A 19,855-nucleotide genomic window follows, 5' to 3' on the forward strand; every position below is an offset into this window, starting at 1 on the left:
ACCTTGAAGATTGCCTAGAAATACTGCATCATCCGCCGGCTGAGGCGAAGGGATTCACGCGTTGGTGGTGGTACGGCGCGGCCGTGACCAAGGACGAGATTCGCCGGGAGCTTGCCTATATGCAGGAAGCGGGGTTAGGCGGGGTCGAACTTCAAATCACGTATCCCCTACAGGAGGATTCCGAAGCCCAGGGCATTAAGAATCATGCCTACTATTCGCCGGAATTCATGGAGCTGCTGGATTATACGCTGACGACAGCGGCGGAAATGGACCTCTTCGTTGACCTGACGCTCTGCTCGGGCTGGCCCTTCGGAGGGCCGTTCGTCCCCTACGACATGGCGCCGGATATCCTGATTCCCTACCAGGTCGATGTTATGGGACCTTCCGAATACGAGCAAGACTTTACGACGATCCTGCCGGGCAAGCCCTGCAAAGCCGTAATGGGTAAATTCGAGAACGGCGCGATCCTCGCGGAGACCTTGGTCGATATCTCGGATCGTCTGGACACGACTTGGCTGCACGGCTGGCAGTGGGGCGACCGACTGAACAAGGTGAGCATCCCGGAAGGCCACTGGAAGGTTTATCTCTTTATTACGAACATGTACAAGCAGCAGGTGGGCATACCGGCGCCGGGCATGGAGGGCTATGCCATCGACCATTGCCGCAAGGACGTGTCCGACTTTTACTTCGCGCAGTTAGGCGACCCGTTGTTGGAAAGGCTGGGGCAAGGACGCATACGCGCATTCTTCTGCGACTCGATCGAGCTCGGCGGCAACAACTGGACTCCGATCTTGCTCGAGGAATTCGCGGCACGCAGAGGCTATGATTTGACGCCGTTCATGCCGGCCTTATGGGGGCATATAGGCGAGATCACGGCGGATATCCGCTATGACTTTTACAGAACCTTTTCGGAGCTCACCATCGAGAACTTTTTCCGCAACTTTACCGAATGGAGCCATGCCAGGGGAGTCAAAACCAGAATACAAGCGCATGGGACTTGGGGCGATATTCTGCAGGCTTATTCGGCTGCCGATTATCCGGAAGGCGAGACGTTCGGCGCGAACGACAAGTACGAGGTGAACACGGTGCATCGCAGGCTGGCATCCTCTGCCGGTCATGTATACGGCCGCGCCGTTATCTCGAACGAGACGTTCACCTGGCTTCGGACGCCGCGGTTCTTGGAAACGCTGGAAATGATGAAAGCGGCGGTCGACGCGGTTTTCCTCGACGGCATCAACCAGATCGTCAATCATGGCTACTCCTATTCGCCGGAATCGGCAGGAAAGCCGGGCTGGGCATTTTATGCCTCCTCCTTCATTTCTCATAATAATACGTGGTGGGAATACTACCCGATCCTCTCTTCTTATATCCATACGGTGTCCGCTTTTCTGCAGACGGGGGAGAGCTATGCGGAAGCGGCGATCTATCTGCCGCAGGCCGACATCTGGTCCTCCATGCCGCTGGCCGAGCTGCATCTGGCGATGAAGCTGGAGGCGCATATCGGCAAAAGCCTGGTCGATCGGGTGCAGAAATCGGGTTATTATTTTGATTTTCTCAATGACGAGGCCATTACGCATTTATCCCGTAAGACGGCTGCGGGACTGGAAATCGGCGCAAACCGCTACAAAACGATGATTCTGCCGCATGTCTCCCGTCTGCCGCTGGATACCGCCTATCATTTGCTTGATTACGTACGCGCAGGAGGCGTCCTGATCGCCGTCTCGGATCGCCCTCGCACTGCGCCCGGTTACGTGGGCAGAGAATCGAACAATCCGAGCCTCGAGCAGCTGATGAACGAGTTGTTCTGCGGCGAGACGGGGCGATGGAGGACCGTGGGGAAAGGGAAGACGATTGTCGTCGAGAATGAAGATCAATTGGTTGAGCGGCTCAAGGAATCCGAGGCGCCCGATGTGAGGATCGAATCGTTGGGCGATGCAAGCGCCATCGACCAGGCTGCGCAGACCATCGGGTATGTGCATCGAATTTATAAAGGCGGCCACGTTTATTTTGTCGCGAACGTGAGCGGCGAGGCGCAGCATGCACGAATCCGGTTCAAATACGGAGGCCGATCCGCGACCGTGCTCGATCCGATGACGCGACGAACCCTCCGGCGCATCCAGCTTCCGCCGGAACGCGAAGCGGGCAGCCTGGAACTCGCGTTCGAGCCGTTTCAGTCCTTTATGGTCGTGTTCGACGAAGCTCCCGCGAATACGACGGCGGCGGCGGGGGACAACGGAGAATTGCCGGAAATGCGGCAGTCCGTCCAGTCCATCGACATCACGGAGAACTGGACGTTGCGCATTCCGGAAGCGCGTTTCGAGCAAGAACTAGACCAGCTGCAAACCTGGGAGCGGTTCGCGGACGTACGCCATTACTGCGGCAGCGCTTATTACGAGAAAAAGGTAACGTTACCCGCGATTCGGCCGGATCAGCGCGTATGGCTGCATCTGGAGGATGTTCGAGAAGTGGCCGAGGTGTTCGTGAACGGCCATAGCGCCGGCGTGCTCTGGAAAGCGCCGAGGCGGCTGGACTTGACGGATGGGTTGGCGGAGGGCGAGAACTCGCTAAGCATAAAAACAACCAACTTGTGGATTAACCATATGCTCGACCCGGAGCTGGATGAGCCCAAACCGAGCAGTCCGCTCTCGGAGAACTGGCCGCACTTTACGGAAAAGATCCAACAAATTCGCGACAGACGCCTGTATGCCCGCAAGGAAAGACAGCAAGTCCAGTCGCCGCAGCCCTCCGGCCTCTCCGGGAAGGCGACGCTGCAAATATCGATTCGGAAGGGAGAAGAGCCGTGCGAGGACTGAAGGGGAAAACGGCCGTCGTTACCGGCGGCGCGCAAGGGCTGGGAAAAGCTATCGCCCAGCGTTTAAGCGAAGAAGGCTGCCAGGTATGGATTCTCGACTTGCGGCAGGACGTCGAAGAAACGGCGAACGGCATTCGGCAAGCGACCGGTTATCCCGTTTATTTTGCGCAAACGGATATCGGCCAAGAGAATCAGATCGAACAGGCTTTCCGTCGCGTCGCGGAAGTGTCGGGCAGCGTCGATATTCTGATTAATAACGCCGCGCGATTCATATTCAAGGGGATCGAAGCAACGGCGCAGGAATGGAAAGAGATTCTGGACGTGAACATCGTCGGGACATCGCTCGTTACCCAGCATTGCGTGCCGCTGATGAAGAAGGCCGGCGGCGGAGCCATTGTTAATTTATCGTCCGTGAGCGGCTTTATCGGACAATCCAGCTTCGCGACCTACAATGCGACCAAATTCGCGATTCGCGGATTGACCAAGTGCTGGGCGATCGATCTAAACGAATTTAAGATACGCGTCAACAGCGTGTGCCCGGGCTACATCCGGACCGAGGCATTCGAGAATAGCTGCATCCAGCTCGGCATCGATCCGGAAGAGGAGAATGCGCGGATCTCGCAGCTCCATATTCTGGGCCGGCAAGGAACGGCGGAGGAAGTATCGGGCGTCGTCGCCTTTGTGGCGTCGGACGATGCGTCGTTCATGACCGGAGAAGACTTGATGGTGGACGGAGGTTATCTGGCTAAGTAACGAGAATGCGATTACAAGACGCCTATGCGGCCAAATGAAGCCAAGCGACAGACGGGAGAAATGGATCCATGCGGGCATTAGTATATCAGGGACCTGAGAAGCTAGCGATCGAGGAAGTGGAAGTTCCGGGCATTCAACCCCATGAAATACGCGTTAAGGTAGAGAGCGTGGGCATCTGCGGCAGCGAATTGGAAGGCTACCTGGGCCACAGCAGCGTACGCGTGCCGCCGCTGGTCATGGGGCACGAGTTCTGCGGACGCGTCGACGCGATGGGAGATCAGGTAAGCGGGCTATCGCTCGCGGACAAAGTCATCGTCAACCCGCTCATCGCTTGCCGTACCTGCGCGAGCTGCCTGAGGGGGGAGACCAATATATGCCGCAATCGCCGGATTATCGGGATTCATCGGCCGGGCGCCTTTGCCGATTACGTAAGCGTGCCTTATGAGAACGCGATCCGGGTTCCGCAAGAGATGGATGCTTCCCTCGCCTCGCTGGCAGAACCGTTAGCCGTAGCGATCCATGCCGTCAAGCTGGGCTGCAGGCCGCTTGACGATCTGCTCATTTACGGGGCCGGTCCCATCGGGCTGCTGTGCGCGTCGGCGGCTCTGCAGATGGGTGCGGGCAGCGTCGTCGTGCTTGATCTTCAGCCGGCAAGACTCGCGCATGCGACAAGGTTGGGCGCCGTCGGTCTCTCGCCGCGACAGATCGAAGATCGGCGGGACGATCTGTTTCCCGACGGGATCCCGGTCATTATCGATTGCGTGGGCATTCAGGCGACGAGAGAGCAAGCGATGAACCTCGTGGATCCGGGCGGATCGGTCATCATGGTGGGGCTCGGCCATGGCACGTCGGAGCTGCCCATGAATCATTTGGTGAGGCAAGAGATCTCTCTTATCGGTTCTTATACGTACGCCCACGAGGATTTTCGGCAAGCCGTCGAGCTGCTGCGGCAGGGGAAGGTCGCGATCGAGGGCTGGACGGAGGGGCGTCCATTGGAGCAAGGGCCCGAAGCGTTCGAGGAGCTGGCCGGGGGTAAAAGCCGGTTTGCGAAGATCTTTTTAAAGCCATGAATCCAGCTTGATCAGAGGGAAGGAGATGTACGTATGACCTTTAAAATCGTCGATTTATCGCTTGAGATTTACCATGGCGCGCCCAATTTCGCGTGGGATCCGAAATGCGCCGTGATCGTGCACAATACGACGGAAACGATTGGGTATAATATGACGCAACTTTCCATGAGCACGCATCAAGGCACGCACTTGGACGCGCCGTATCATTTCCTGGACGATGGCAAGACGGTCGATCAATTAGAGCTGCAGCAATGCATCGGCAAGGCGATTCTCGTGGATCTGACCTATAAGCAGCCCAAGGAGCCCATCGAAGTCAAGGACTTCGAGCCCTACGCGGACCGCATCGTTGAGGGTTCGAAGGTGATCTATCGAACGGACTGGTTCAAGCAGCTGCCGGAGCGGCATTACTTTACCGATTTCCCTTATATGACGGTAGAGCTGGCGACATGGCTTGCCGAGCGGAAGGTCGGATTGATCGGGATGGACGTGCCCACTCCGAATCCGGCGGATTACGAGCCCGTTCATAAAATTCTGTTACAGGCCGAGATCGTCATCGTCGAAGGCTTGGCGAATCTGGGCGATATCGACGCGGACGAATTTTATTTTGCCGCCGCGCCGCTCAAGATCAGGGGCAGAGACGGGGCGCCGATTCGAGCGTTCGCGATGCTCGGGCTGTAGTTCATTAGCGGAATGGGGTAGTACAACCCGGCTCGGACGTGATAGAATGGGCGCAATTCCATACATCCGCCCGACGGAGCGAGCTTGGGAGGAGATGCGGCGACATGCGTTTCTGGAACAGCCTGCACACCAAATTTTTCCTCACGTATTCGCTCATCGTGGTTGCGATCATCCTGCTGGTTTGCATGCCGATGTACGTCTACTTGCAGAACAATATCGAGAAAAACTCCATCTCCAGATTCGACGAGACGGTCTCGAAAATCAAAGACCGGCTGGACGAACGCGTCAACCAGTTCGATGTCCTCAGCAAAATGCTGTACTGGTCGTCGATCACGAACGGCAGTCCCGCCGTCAGCTATCTGAACGGACTCGCGAGCTCCCAGGACTTTTACGAACGCTACCAGCTCCGGGGCTCGCTGAAAAACTTCGTCACGATGCTGTCGACGATATACCCCGATGCGATCAATATCCGCATTTTCACGATGAACGGCGATCTGATCTCGGACAGCGAAGACGATCGAACTTCGATCGGTCCGCTGGACACCTACGCAGATTTAAGACGGATCGCCGCCACCAACGGAGAGACGCTCCTGAGCTACGCGCCGAGAGATCCTTGGAATCCGTCGAACGCCATGCCCGTATTCGTCTTCAGCCGCATGCTGCTGCCGTGGGAGACGAGGGCCGGCATCCTCCAAGTCATGGTCAAAGCGGACGAGCTGCTGGATCTGCAGACGCTAAGCCAAATCCATGGCGCGGAGCTGAATCTCTTTTTCGACGACGCGATCATCTCCTCGACCAAGAATGGAAAAGACGGGCTCGCGCTTGCGGACATGCAGGAATATAACCGCTTGAAGCAGCGGTCGTCGACGGAGAAATACCCTTATATGGCGACGTCGTTCGGAGATAAGCAGTACGTTTTCTACAAGTCGAGCGAGAAGTCCCAATTCGGAGTCATGCTCACCGTTCCCCAAAAGGTCGTGTTCGCCTCTCTGGTCAATTTTCGGAACGTCGCGATCGCGGCCATGCTTCTGCTTATCCTGATCTCGGTCGCGCTCTTCTACATTTTATCCAGAATACTGACCCGGCCGCTGAAGCAGCTGAAACGATCGATCGACCGGATCAGCTTGGACGCGAACGACGAGCAGCCCAACGTCGACAATAAATACGAGATGGACGAAATTCACCTGATCAACCGTTCCTTCCGCAACATGAGCGACCGGTTGAAAAATTCGCTGGAGGAAACCGTCCGCTTTCGGACGCTGCAGCTGCAGGCCCACTTCGATATGATGCAAGCGCAGATCAACCCGCATTTTCTTTTTAACATGCTCGGATTCATCCAGTCCAGCGCGGAGGACCGCAATTTGAATCAGGTGAGCGCGCTAAGTCAGAATCTGCTCGGATTTTTCCGCTACTCGATATCCACGCAGTCCCCGATTATCACGCTGGAGAAGGAGATCGAGTTCACGATTCAATATCTGGAGCTGATGAAGATCCGCTTCGTCGATAAGCTCCGCTATACGGTCGAGGTGGATCCGATGCTGACGAATCTGGTCGTGCCCAAGCTGGTCCTGCAGCCGCTCGTGGAGAACAGCATTCAGCACGGCTTCAACGAATCGACGAACTCCTTGGAGGTCGAGGTCGCCGCTTATATCGATACCGCCCATTGGGTCATCCGGATTCAAGACAACGGCATCGGCATGACGGAGCAGCGATTGATCCAAGTCAAAGCGAAAGTCGAGGATTACCTCGAGCAGATGCTCTCCAGCGCCGAAGGAGAGGGAATCTCCCAGGGCGGCATGGGCGTCGCCAACTCGATGGGCCGATTGAAGTTCATGTTCAAGGATCAATTCGCCTACGAAATCGAGAATAGGGAAGATGCCTCGGGCGTCCGCATCCGCTTGCGGGGACCGCTAAGGCGTTAGCCGGCCGAAGCATCGGACTCAACTAAAGGAGGCGCGCTCATGCGCATCATGCTGGTAGACGACGATCCTTTTTCCATCGATAAGCTCAAGGCCCGTATCCTGCAGCTGAGCGAGCAATTGGGCACCGTCTTCGAGATCGTGTCCGAATGCTACAGCGGACAATCCGCTATGGAGCAAATGCCGCTCGTCAATCCCGACACGGTGTTCACGGATATTCAGATGTCCGCCATGAACGGCATCGAGCTCGCCAAGGCGATCCAGGTCCGTTGGCCGTCCGTTCGCGTCGTGGTGATCAGCGCCTATCCGACGTTCGAATACGCGCGCGAGGCGATGAAGGCGAACGTGATGGAATATTTGCTCAAGCCCGTCGATACGGCGGCATTGCGGGATGTGCTGCTGAAGCTGCTCGACGTGAACCGGAACCAAAGCTACGACAGGTCGAAGGAGTTATTGCGGGCGATCCTGAGCGGGGATCTGGAAGGCGCGATGGAGAATACCGCCGTACAGGCCCTATTTCCGTTCGAGGGATACCGGATGCTGCTCATTCAGAACGTCGAAGCGCTGTACGACGTCCGATTGCTGATGCCGAGGAGCGAGTTCGATAGCGAGCCGCTGCGCCGTCAGTTGAGCGAGCATATAGAACGACGGGAGCAATGCTGGTTCCTTCCGTCCGACGACCGCAAGTCGATCTTGCTGATCTTCGGCTTATTCGACCTACATCCGGGCCGATTCCCGCAGCTGCTCCAAGCGGCCCAGCAGGCCTGCGCGCGCGACGGCGTCCTCCCTACGATCGTCTACAGCGGTTCGTTCGCGAGCCTCGAGGAAATCAGGTCCTTGCACAAGCGGCTCTACGTCGCGCTGTCGGAGCGCATCGTCATCGGCAAGCCGCGTATGGTCGCCTTGGAAGCGGAATTCGCGGAGCCCTCCGCGCAGTTCTCCGCGACGGACGAGAAGCGGTTCGCGCAGCTGCTGCAGAAGCGGGACGTGCCCGGCTTGAAGAGCCTGATCGCGGGCCTGTTCGACAACTGGGAGCGGCACGATTGCACGAGCATGATCGCCGAGATCCATCTCAAGCGGATCGTTCACTTGTTCGAGCAGCAATACCGCACCTCGTCCGTGTCGCAATACAAGACGCTGGAGACGCGAATCGAGGAGCTCGTCGATACTTGCCGCACGTTCGGCGAACTGGAGGAAGCGTTCTATGCGATGCTGGCGAGCGCGTTTCAATTCGCGGGAGGAGACGCCCGCGACGGGGATGCCAGGCAATTGTTCGACAAGATCGAGATGTACATCTCTTCCAATATCGGCCAGCCGCTCTCGCTGCAGACGCTGACCGACCAATTCCACGTATCGCGGACGGTCATTTGCACGCTTTTCCGCGACTACAGCAACAAATCCTATGTGGAGTATCTGACCTCGCTCCGGATGAAGATCGCGCAGGACCTCATGCGCGATTATCCGAAAATGCTGAACAAGGAAATCGCCGAGGTCGTCGGCTATACCGATCAGAATTATTTCAGCCACGTCTTTAAGACGGTAACCGACATGAGTCCGACCCGATACCGCGAGAGCTTAAGCCGTGCCCGATGATAACCGTCATCGGGTTCTTTTTTTGCGCGACGATCCGTTCATATTTGAAGATGCGGCAGGACGATTTTCTATTCCGCGCGGATGGAGGCGGTTCTACAATAAATGGGCATGCAGCAAGACCACTTGACGCAAAAGGCGGTATCCCGATGAAGCTAAGCTTCCGCATTCTGATTCCCCGATACGAATCGGAGGAACAATTCAGGGAATTGCTCGACTTCTTGATTCAGCACCGAGGCGCCGTAGACGAGATCATGTTATTCACTGAATATTGGCATCAAGGCTATAACCCGCTCGATCGGTTCGGCGAGCTATGCGGCATCATGAAGGACCGGTTGACGAGGCTGCGCGCGAACGGCTTCGACCAGGTGGGCATCAACATGCTGGCGACGCTCGGCCACTTCGACGAAGCGTGGGACTGGCTGCCCGCGATCCCGTTCCAGCCGACCGTCGGCCGGGACGGCTTGTCCTCCAAGAGCAGCTTCTGCCCGAACTCGGCAGCGTTCCGCGAATACATCGCCCGCAAGTACGCGCTCGTCGCGGAAGCCGGGCCTTCGTTCGTCTGGGTCGACGACGACATCCGCATGTTCGGTCTCGGTTCGTCCGATTATGCGTGCTTCTGCCCGGAATGTATCGATATCTATAACCGGAAGCATGGCACGGCATACTCGCGCGAGCAATTGGTCGACGTATTGAACGCCCCGGACGGCGGCGAAGCGCGGGAACGGTGGGTACGGCAGAACGCCGAGTCGATCGAGCGGCTGCTCGCCCATATCGAAGAAGCGGTGCATCGCGTGGACGACCGAATCGAGCTGGGCCTCATGACGGTCAGTCTCGGCATCTCCACCTATACGGGCGTGGACTATCCGAGCTGGTTCAAAGCGCTGAAGGCGGGCAGGGCCAGGCCCGGCGGCGGCTTCTTCGAAGATTCCAAACCGTTCGGACTCGTGCGCAAGGCGCATGAGGTCAACCGGCAGATCGCGCATTATCCCGACTTCGTGCGGGACATCCAGTACGAGCTGGAGAACTTCCCGTTCCAGCGTTTGTCCAAGTCGGTTCGCATTACGATCGAGGAATGCACGGCTGCGATCCTGTCCGGATGCAACGGCGTCGCCTTCGACGCGCTGAGGGGCGAGCTCGGTTCGCTGGGCGAATATCACGAGCTGATGGACGCGATCGAGGCGGCCCGGCCGCGCTGGGCGGAGATCGAACGGATCGCGGGCGGATACGGAACGGGCGGCATGTATCCGGCGTTGTCCCATCTTCACGAGGCGAGAAGAGCGGTGGAGAACGGCAACTGGTTCGATAGCCTGTCCGTCGACAATAGCTTGAACGGCTACGCGCTCAGCGAGATCGGCTTTCCGCTGTCCATGAACGCGGCTCAGGCCCGCGGCACGATACTGAGCGAGAACGCGGCGGAAGGTTATACGACCGAGGAGCTGCGGGAGATGCTCCGCGGCGGCGTACTGATGGATGGGAAGTCGCTTGCGATCTTGACGGCCAGAGGACTTGGCGAATACTGCGGCGCAGAGGTCGTGCGCACGTACGATAACGGCATCACCGAGATCTTGTCCGGCGATCCGCTGAACGGAGATGACGCCGGCGAACAGCGCGACGCCCGTTTTGCGATGAAAAAAGGCGTAGCCTACGCGCTGAAGCCGACGAGCGACAAGACGAGAGTGCTCAGCAGGCTCGTGAGCTTTACGAAGGACGATCTGGGTCCGGGGTCTACGGTATTCGAGAACGAATGGGGCGGAAGGGTCGCGGTGCAGGGGTACCCGCCTTGGCAGATGATTCACTCGGGCTTCAAGCGGAAGCAGCTGCTCCGGATCGGCGAGTGGCTGTGCGGCGGCCAGCTTCCGGCCTTCATCGACCGGTCGCTGCGGGTCGTTCCGTTCGTCAAATACGCGGCGGACGAGCGCGGGTGGCTGATCCTGCTGCTGAACGCCTCCTATGACGAGACGGGAGCGTTCGAGGTCAAGCTCGGGTATCCGGAAGCCGCGGGCCGCGACATCTATGAGCTGCTGCCCGACGGCACGAGCGTCAAGCATCGACAAGGCGCCGCGCCGAGCGGCGAAGGACTGCAGGCGACGCTATCCGTAGACAACGTCGGCGTCTGGCAGAGCCGTATCTTCTATACGCGTTAAGTAGAATCGAGAGGTGTCCCGGATGAGCGGAAGACTGAAGCTGTATGAATTGAAGACGGAAAATACCGTCAATCCGCTGGGGATTGGCAGCACGCGGCCTTTGTTCAGCTGGAAGCTGGCATCGGACCGGCGTGCCCAGCGCCAAACGGCGTACCGGATCGTCGTCGATCGCGACGAGACGCGTCTCGGCCGCGAAGAGGGCGGATGCTGGGACAGCGGCAAGGTCGCATCCGACGAGACCCTGCAGCTCCGCTATGCGGGCGAGCCATTGGCGTCGGAAACCCGCTATTACTGGAGGGCGATGGCGTGGGACAAAGACGGCGAGCCTTCCGCGTGGAGCGCTCCGGCTTGGTTCGAGACGGGACTGCTCAGGCCCGAAGAATGGGCTGCCGAATGGATCGGCGGCGCTACGGAACGCAATCCGCTGGCGGGAGCGCGCTGGGCATGGCACTCCCTTGATCTGCCGGCCGCCCGTCCCGCCGAAGGTCCGGCGCGGCTCGTCCATTTCCGCAAGTCCTTCAAGGCGCCGGAGGGCAGGAAGGTTCGTTATGCGTTCTTCCATGGCACGGGCGGTTCGCCGTTCACCGTCTTCGTGAACGGAAGCACGATCGCCAAGCTGAATACGCGCTGGAAGCAGGATTGGACGTCCCCGTTCGTGTATATCGATTTTACCTCCAAGCTGCGGGACGGGGACAACGGCTTCTCTTGGGTCGTCGAGCATTCGCCGTCGGACGGAGCGGGCATCCTCGGCAAGTTCGAGCTCGGCTACGACGACGGCTCGGTCGAGACGATCTGGACGGACGATACGTGGCGCGTATCGGCCATACCGGATGCGACGGACGTGACGGAGCCGGCCTGGAAGCTGGCCGAGCACGACGATGCCGCCTGGGCGCTGTCGCGGACGATCGCGTCCTACGGCGACGCGCCATGGGGCGATATCCGCCGCAGGGGCTCCGCTCCGCTGCTCCGCAAGGAGTTCCGGGCGAAGCAGGCGGTGAAGTCCGCCAGGCTGCATATCGCCTGTCTCGGCTACTTTGAAGCGCACTTGAACGGGCAACGGCTCGGCGACGGGTTGCTGCAGCCGGATTATACGCAATTTCCCAAGCGCACGTACGCGATTACGTTCGACGGTACGCAGCTGCTGCAGGAAGGGCCGAACTGCGTCGCGATCGAGCTCGGACGCGGCCATTACGCATACGGCAAGGATTGGATCGGCGACAACTTCAGCCGCCCGGATCCCGCCACGGGCACGATCGAACCGAAGGTGCGGGCGCAGCTGAGGGTCGAATACGCGGACGGCGCGATCGAGACGATCGCCACCGACGGCACGTGGCGAACGACGGACGGGCCGACGGTCGACGACAACATCTGGTACGGCGACAAATACGATGCCCGCCTCGAGCGCGCGGGCTGGCAGCTCGCAGGATACGCGGACGACGACTGGACGGCCGTCAGCAAGATGGCGCCGTACGAGGGCAGCGTCGAATCCGCCTTCGTCCCCCCGATCCGCGTCGTAGAGACGATTGCGTGCGCGTATCTATCGAGCCCCGCGCCGAACGTCTACGTGTACGATGCCGGTCTCGTCACGACCGGTTGGGCGAAGCTCTCGGTGCAGGCGCCGAGAGGCACGAGCGTCAAGCTCGTATACGGGGAGATTCTCCGCGAGAACGGTTCGCTCGATATCTGGAAGGAAGGCTACGACCATCAGTTCTGGGAGAATCCGCAGGAGGACGTGTACATCGCCAAGGGCGAGGGCGTCGAGATCTGGGAGCCGAAGTTCAGCTACAAAGGCTTCCGCTATCTCCAGATCGAGAGCGCCGCGAAGCCGGTGTCCGTCGAAGCCCGCGTCTTCCATAACGATCTGGAGACGATCGGCGCCTTCGACAGCTCGAACGACCTATTCAACCGCATTCATGAGGCGATGAAGAATACGATGCTGAACAACTTCCACAGCATTCCGACCGACACGCCCTTCCATGAAAAGCGGGGCTGGACGGGCGACGGGCAAGTGATCGCGGAATGCGCCTCGATGAACTTCGATATGTCGGCGTTCTTCGCCAAGTGGACGCAGGATATCGCCGACTCGCAGCAGCCGGCAGGGGAGGTCGCCCACACCTGTCCGGGGCCGTTCCTGTACCTGACGCCGACGCCCGCCTGGATGAGCGCGTTCGTCATCGTGCCTTGGACCTTGTACGCGTACTACGGCGACAAGGAGACGCTGCGCAAGCATTACGACGGCATGAAGCATTACATGCAGTACGAGCTGAACAGACTGAAGGACGGCGTGAGCTCGGACGAGAGCTACGCGGATTGGGCAGTCCCGGGGCCGTTCATCGGGCCGGAGGGCGGCACGCTGCTGGCGACGGCTTACGTCTGCTACTGCTGCTCGCTGATGGCGCAGATCGCCGGCGTGCTGGGCCAGTCGGAGGATGCCGTTTATTATGCGGATGCGCAAGCGCGGCTGGCGAAGGTCGTGAACGAGAAGTTCTACTCGCCGGGCGGCGCCGAATACCACACGGAGATCGAAGCCGGCTACCGGCAGACGTCCAACGTGCTCCCGGTGGCGTTCGGCATCGCGCCGGAGGGAGAGATCGACCGCATCGTCGACCGCCTGGCGCGCGACATCCTGGAGAGCAAGGACGGGCATCTGGACACGGGCTGCTTCGGCACGAAGTATCTGGCGCCCGTGCTCACCGAGCACGGTAGAGGCGATGTCGCGTATACGCTCGCCAACAAGGAGACGTTCCCGAGCTGGGGCTATTGCCTGGCGGAAGGCGGGACGTCCTTCTGGGAGGCGTGGGAGGCGAAGACGCGGTCCTACGACCACTATTTCCTCGGCACGATCGACGATTGGTTCTTCAAGCATCTGGCCGGCATCCAGACGGAGACCAACGGCTATAAGACGAGCGTCCTCAAGCCGTATCTCTTGGGCGACATGACGTATGCCAGCGGCACGGTCGAGACGGTCCGCGGGCCGATCGGGTCGGCTTGGCGGTCGACCGCGGACGGGCTCGTCCACGAGGTGACCGTGCCGGTCAACACGACGGCCGTCGTATACGTGCCCAAGGCGGGGAGCGGGCAGCTGACGGAGAGCGGCGTCGCCGCGGAAGCCGCGGAAGGCGTCGAGATCGTAGGAGAAGACGGGCAGTATTGGTCGGTGAAGGTCGGCTCGGGCGCCTACCGCTTCGCGTGCCATTGACGAACTTACGTTCAATATTCAAGAAGGCCCCGTACGTTTTTCTATATATCAAGGGAATGTTAAGAAAGTAAAATGAGATGGTAATCGGCGCGAAAGAGCAGGGTACTAACGCAATCATACGAACTGATGGGGGTTAAAGTCGATGGCAAAACGAAAGTTATCGGTCTCGCTTGGTCTCATTTTAGCGTTATCCACGACTCTGGCGGCGTGCGGCGGGAACAACGGCAACAACGGCAACAACGCAGCGGAAGGCAGCGCTTCTCCCGGCGGTTCGGCTGCAGCCAGCACGGCGGCGGCAACGGAATCGGCGGCGCCTGCCAAGGATCCCGTAGAATTGACGTTCATGGGCCCGACGTCCTGGATGGCCGGCACCGGCGTTCAAGACATGCTCAAAGCCTATGAAGCCGCTACCGGCAACAAGATCAAGCAAGAAGTCGTGCCGGACGATCAATACCTCAACGTCATGAAGACCAAGATGTCTACGGACGATGCGCCGGACCTGCTGTTCCACAATAAAGGCTTCAATTATATCCCCGCCAATTTCCTGGAGCCGATCACGGGCCCGATCCTGGATCGCATCGACCCGACGGTCGGCGCCGTCACGACGATCGACGGCAAGTTCTATCAAGCGCCGGCCGCCCCGCACAGCTTCTATGGAATCATCTACAATACGGAAGTTTTCGATAAGGCCGGCATTAAGGTGCCGCTGAAGACCTACCAGGAGTTCATCGCCGCAGCCGATAAGTTGCTCGCGATGGGCGTCACCCCGCTCGGACTCGCAGGCAAATCGACCTGGACGGCGAACCAGCCTTACTTGGTCGGCGGCGCTTATGTGTTCGCGAAAAATCCGGACCTTGCGAAGCAAATCTCGACGAATAAGATCAAACCGGCCGATTCGCCCGAATACCTCGAGATGGTGAACCGTTATGTGAGCTTGAAAAAGTATATCGCGAAGGACTACTTGTCTTCCGATCAACCGATCATCCAAAAGGGCTTGCTGGACGGCACGATCGCCATGGAATTTTATCCGGACGTCACTTACGGCGATTTTGAAAAGGAAGACGCGGCAAAAGCGGAAAAGCTCGGCTATATGCCGTTCACGCTCGGCGACGATTATATCGCCGCGACGTTCCCGCCGACGGACGAGGCGGCGCTCTCGATTCCCGTCAACGCGAAGCACAAGGCCGAGGCCAACGATTTCATTAACTTCGCGACGCAAAAAGACAACTTTATCCTGCTGAACACCAAGGACGGAACGCCGGGATCGGGGATCTCTCCGTACAAGGACTTCACCGTCGGGCTCAACCACTTCCAGCAATCGATGGCGGATATGATCGCGGCCAACGACATTCCGGCTGCTCCGTTCCTTCTGGGATACCTGGATCCGAACTTCCAGCTCGGCGACTTCAACAAGCACGTGAACGACATGATGGCGGGCAAGGCGCCTGCCCAGGCCCTTGACGATTGGTACAAGGATTACGCCAAGGTGAACAAGACGGCCAAAACGGAAGGTTTCTAAGTAGTCGTAAAAGGGATAATCCTATGAGACATTCAGGGGATTATCCCTTTTAAGAAAGGTGGTTTGCTATGATTCCCAAAATGATCATGAGAAATTATCCGATCCTCTTTATCGTTCCCGCGGTCATCCTCTACACGGTGTTTTCGGTCGTTCCGAGTTTTGTGGGTCTAGCGGCCGCGTTTACGGATTGGTCGACGTTTTATCTCTTTAATCCGACGTTCGTCGGGTGGCAGAACTTCAAGGATTTGTTCGAATCCACCGGGTTTATCGGGGCCATCAGACACACCTTGATGTACACCGCCCTGCACACGGTGTTCGTCATCGCGATCGGCTATGCGCTGGCGATCATTCTGAACAATCAGGTGAAGTTCAAGAACGCCTACCGGGTCATTATCTTCTCGCCGGTCGTGATTAACCCGCTCGTCATCTCCCTCGTCTTCAGCGCGCTATATAATCCCACCTATGGGCCCATTAACACGTTCCTCCGGAAGATCGGGCTCGGTGCATTGGCGCAGAATTGGCTGACGGAACCGAAAATCGCCATGTATTCCGTCATCATCATGGGCGTTTGGGTCGGCTTGGGATCGACGGTCGTCATCTTCCTCGCGGGCCTGCAATCCGTATCCGCGGACTTCTACGAATCGGCCACGATCGACGGCGCCGGCGGGATCAAGAAATTCCGTTACATTACGCTGCCTTTAACCATGCATGCGTTAACTATCAACACCTTGCTCGTGCTAATCTCCGGGTTAAACGTATTCGGCGAAGTTTACGGCTTAACCAACGGCGGACCGAACGGGGCCACCGAGGTGTTCGGAACCTTCATTTTCGCCAACTTCTCGCAGGGCTTATACGGCTATGCGGCTGCGGCGGGTCTTGTCTTTACGGTCGTGGTTAGTATCTCCAGCTTCACGCTTCTGGGCTTGTTTAGGAAAATGGAGGTCGAATACTAATGCAGCTGCTGAAGAGGTGGAGGCTTACGCCGACTCGGGCGATTCTGGAGATTCTGATGATCGGCGTCGCCCTCTGTTATTTGATCCCGATCTGGATGGTGTTCTCCAATTCGCTCAAGGATTCGACGGGAGCGGGCCTCATGGGATTAACGCTGCCGTCCAAGCCGGTATGGGAAAATTATGCGACCGTATTCAGAGAGTCCAATATTTTAAGAGGTTTGTATAACGGCCTGCTGCTGGGACTCATCACGGTCATCTCCAATGTCGTCGTCGCTTCGATGTGCTCCTTTTATCTGGCCAGAATCAAGAGAAAGCTTTCGACTTTCTTTTATAACTACTTTATCGCCGGCCTAATCGTTCCGGGATCGATCATCCCGATTTATCTGGAAATGCGGCTTCTCCAATTAAACAACACGTACATCGGCCTGGTCATGCTTTTCGTTACCGCAACGCTCCCCTTCGGCATTTTTCTGTTCACAGGGTTCATCAAAACGATTCCTCGCGAGATCGACGAAGCCGCGATTATCGACGGCAGCAATCCCTATCAGTTATATTTCAGGATTGTCTTCCCCTTGTTAAAGCCCGTAACCATTACGGTATCGATATTCGTATTTATCGCCGTTTGGAACAACGTTGCCTATTACCTCTACTTCTCCAAATCGACGCAATACCCGCTTCCGCTTAGTATTTACTCTTTCTTCGGCAAGTACAGCCAGAGCTGGAACCTCGTGTTCGCGGATATTTTGGTGGGCATCGTTCCTTGCCTGATCCTGTTTATGTTCGCGCAGAAATACATGGTCTCCGGCATTACCGCCGGCGCCGTCAAAGGCTAACGAGACCAGAAGATCGACCATTCGACAATGAGACAGGAGAGGATCGGGATGAACATCCTGGCGATCGGCGCGCATCCGGACGATATCGAGGTATTTTGCGCAGGCACGCTGTTGAAATACAAGCAGCAGGGGCACAGCATTTTCATTGCGCTGACGACAAGCGGGAACATCGGCTCGAACGAGTATGACACCCGGGAGGACATCGCTCGCGTAAGGGAGCAGGAGCAGCTGGAGGCGGCGACGCTCTTGGGCGCGGAGGTGAGGTTCCTTAGGTTCGACGACCAAGGACTGCAGGACACCCCCGAGACGAGGCGTGCCGTCATCAACGCGATCCGATGGGCGAATCCGGACGTGATCCTGGTGAACTATCCCGAGGATCCGAGTACAGATCATGCCGTCACCGGTAAGATCGTAAGCGAAGTCATGCTGTCGATTCCCGGCAAGCTGATCCCCGCGGACGAACCTCCGATCGCGAAGAATCCGTCTCTCTTTTATTACGGAACGCCGGTCGGCATCGGCTTTGAGCCGGAAGTGTACGTAGACACGACCGACGTGTTCGACTTGAAAAAAGAAGCCTTGGCCCTGCACAAGAGCCAGTATGCCTGGATGGACGTGTACCAGACCCACGGCTTGCTCGACATCTTGGAGATCACGGACAGATTCAGGGGACTTCAAGCGGGCTTCGCCTACGCCGAAGGCTTCAGGGCATACCGGATCCACGGCTACATGCCGAACTTCAAATTACTTCCGTAATCATGGGAGGCTACGCGGGATGAAACTGCAATATAGCATGGCGCATGAACCGCTGATCGATCGGGCGACGAGGGATGAGCTCGTCGAACGGATGAAGCAAGCCGGCATCCAGAAGCTCTGGATCGCGGGATTCTTCTCGGGCAAAATGGTCGATATCGAAGAGCTGAAGGAAGCGAAGGCGTTCGCCGAGTCGCATGGCTTCGAGGTCGGGGCGGTCACGATCCCGATCGGACACCCCGGTAATTCGCTGAATCCGGACGATCCGGATCTCGATCTGGAGATCCCGAAGACCTGGCATTACAGGGTCGATAACCTGGGGGAGACGGTGTACTTCTGCGGGGCGATCGACAGCTGCCTGATCGAGGACAACGGCAAGGCCGCCAGGCTCCTGCGCGAAGCGGGCTTCCGGGAAGTGTTCCTGGACGACGATCTGCGCGTCGGCAATTTCAACGCGCAGATCGAAGGCTGCTATTGCGATGCCTGCCTGGCGGAATTCAATGAGAGCTACGGCCATCGGGAGACCCGAGAGTCGTTGATGGCGCAGCTGACGAGGAAGCAGAACGCGGCATTGATGAAGGACTGGGTAGCCTTTCAATGCGATAAGATCACGGCGGTCATGGAAGCGACGCGCGATGAGGGCGTTCAAGCCGGCATCATGGTCATGCACTTCGGCGACGAGCGGCACGGGATCGATATTCCCGCCATCCGCGCTCGCATCCCGAATGCGCTGTTCCGGGTCGGCGAGCTGCAGTTCAACGATGCGAGCTTTACGAAGCCCTACGCCAAAGCGGAGGAGATGCTGGGCATCGCCTATCACCTGAATTTCCTGGATCGGAGTTTCGCGTATAGCGAGTCTACCATTTTCCCTCCCCGCTCTCTCCAGCCGCATAACCTGGTGTACAAAGCGAAAATGGCCATCGCCTCGGGACTGGAGAACGTCCTGTTCATGAGCGGGACCTGGGTGCTGGAAGAGAATTATTGGCGCGCGATCGCGGATGCGCTCCCGGTACTGCGGGAATTGGACCAGGCGATCGCAGGCGCGGCCAGAAGCTATCCCGTCCACCTTGCGTACGGAACGCACGGCGCCTACGCGGAGCCGATCGTCCCGACGAGCTTGCCGGTCCTGGCCGGATTGCCGGTCAAGCCCGTCCGCGCGGATCAGGACAGCGAAGGCGGAGAGCTGCTGCTATTTTTCGGGGCCTATGAATTGACGGAAGCGTGGCAGAGGAAGCTCCCTTCGTATCGGCAGGTGATCTTCGACCGGACGGCAGCGCTGCACAATAAAGAGGTGCTGGATCGGTTGGCGCCGGATGCGGCGAATCTGTCGATCTGGGATCATCAGACGACGGCGAGACCTTCGAATGAAGAGATCTCCCGGCTTCAACGCCGGGTGGGAGAGGGCAACTGGCACTTCCCGCGAATGGCCGAGGGGAGCAACATCGGATTGATCTGGTTGCGGGAGCACGGCCGGGCGATCTTGTTCAACCTGCTCGAGACCGAGAACCGGGGCGTGCTGGAGATGTCCGGCAGCCGGTATCCCGTCTCCTTGAAGGCGTTATCCTTCGCGATCGTCGACGGCGAGGGCGCATGGACGCAATACGATACCCACGTCGAACTCGGGGGTTAACG

General features: G+C 58.3%; 13 protein-coding genes. All 13 read left to right on the forward strand.

Annotated features, from left to right (window positions below; genetic code table 11):
• The first annotated feature begins 23 nt into the window (after positions 1–23).
• Positions 24–2,813, forward strand: a complete 2,790-nt coding sequence (locus PQG80_RS25880; protein WP_271754642.1) for a glycosyl hydrolase — start codon at positions 24–26, stop codon at positions 2,811–2,813.
• Complete coding sequence (locus PQG80_RS25885) at positions 2,801–3,565, forward strand: SDR family NAD(P)-dependent oxidoreductase (RefSeq protein WP_271754606.1); 765 nt, start codon at positions 2,801–2,803, stop codon at positions 3,563–3,565. Before PQG80_RS25880 ends, PQG80_RS25885 begins: the two co-directional genes overlap by 13 nt.
• 68 nt (positions 3,566–3,633) lie before the next feature.
• Complete coding sequence (locus PQG80_RS25890) at positions 3,634–4,635, forward strand: zinc-dependent alcohol dehydrogenase (protein WP_271754607.1); 1,002 nt, start codon at positions 3,634–3,636, stop codon at positions 4,633–4,635.
• A 33-nt stretch (positions 4,636–4,668) separates the two neighbouring features.
• The gene (locus tag PQG80_RS25895; protein WP_271754608.1) at positions 4,669–5,313 is read left to right on the forward strand and encodes a cyclase family protein; all 645 of its coding nucleotides are present in this window, start codon (positions 4,669–4,671) and stop codon (positions 5,311–5,313) included.
• Between the two features lie 104 nt (positions 5,314–5,417).
• Complete coding sequence (locus PQG80_RS25900) at positions 5,418–7,235, forward strand: sensor histidine kinase (RefSeq protein ID WP_271754609.1); 1,818 nt, start codon at positions 5,418–5,420, stop codon at positions 7,233–7,235.
• Between the two features lie 39 nt (positions 7,236–7,274).
• Entirely contained in the window at positions 7,275–8,825 is a 1,551-nt protein-coding gene (locus PQG80_RS25905; RefSeq protein WP_271754610.1) for a response regulator, read from the forward strand.
• Between the two features lie 146 nt (positions 8,826–8,971).
• A complete protein-coding gene (locus PQG80_RS25910) occupies positions 8,972–10,969 on the forward strand; it encodes a hypothetical protein (RefSeq protein ID WP_271754611.1) in 1,998 nt (665 codons plus the stop codon).
• A 22-nt stretch (positions 10,970–10,991) separates the two neighbouring features.
• Positions 10,992–14,168, forward strand: coding sequence for an alpha-L-rhamnosidase (locus tag PQG80_RS25915; protein ID WP_271754612.1), 3,177 nt, complete (start codon positions 10,992–10,994; stop codon positions 14,166–14,168).
• A 142-nt stretch (positions 14,169–14,310) separates the two neighbouring features.
• Complete coding sequence (locus PQG80_RS25920; RefSeq protein WP_271754613.1) at positions 14,311–15,687, forward strand: ABC transporter substrate-binding protein; 1,377 nt, start codon at positions 14,311–14,313, stop codon at positions 15,685–15,687.
• Positions 15,688–15,755: 68 nt separating this feature from the next.
• On the forward strand, positions 15,756–16,640 hold the full coding sequence (locus PQG80_RS25925; RefSeq protein WP_271754614.1) for a carbohydrate ABC transporter permease: 885 nt from the start codon (positions 15,756–15,758) through the stop codon (positions 16,638–16,640).
• On the forward strand, positions 16,640–17,473 hold the full coding sequence (locus PQG80_RS25930) for a carbohydrate ABC transporter permease (RefSeq protein WP_271754615.1): 834 nt from the start codon (positions 16,640–16,642) through the stop codon (positions 17,471–17,473). The genes PQG80_RS25925 and PQG80_RS25930 overlap by 1 nt, the downstream gene beginning before the upstream one ends.
• 48 nt (positions 17,474–17,521) lie before the next feature.
• Positions 17,522–18,226, forward strand: coding sequence for a PIG-L deacetylase family protein (locus PQG80_RS25935; protein WP_271754616.1), 705 nt, complete (start codon positions 17,522–17,524; stop codon positions 18,224–18,226).
• A gap of 19 nt (positions 18,227–18,245) precedes the next feature.
• A complete protein-coding gene (locus PQG80_RS25940) occupies positions 18,246–19,853 on the forward strand; it encodes a hypothetical protein (protein ID WP_271754617.1) in 1,608 nt (535 codons plus the stop codon).
• The last annotated feature ends 2 nt before the right edge of the window (positions 19,854–19,855 follow it).

Origin of the sequence: Cohnella rhizoplanae, assembly GCF_948329515.1 — a bacterium.
Lineage (GTDB): Bacteria > Bacillota > Bacilli > Paenibacillales > Paenibacillaceae > Cohnella > Cohnella rhizoplanae.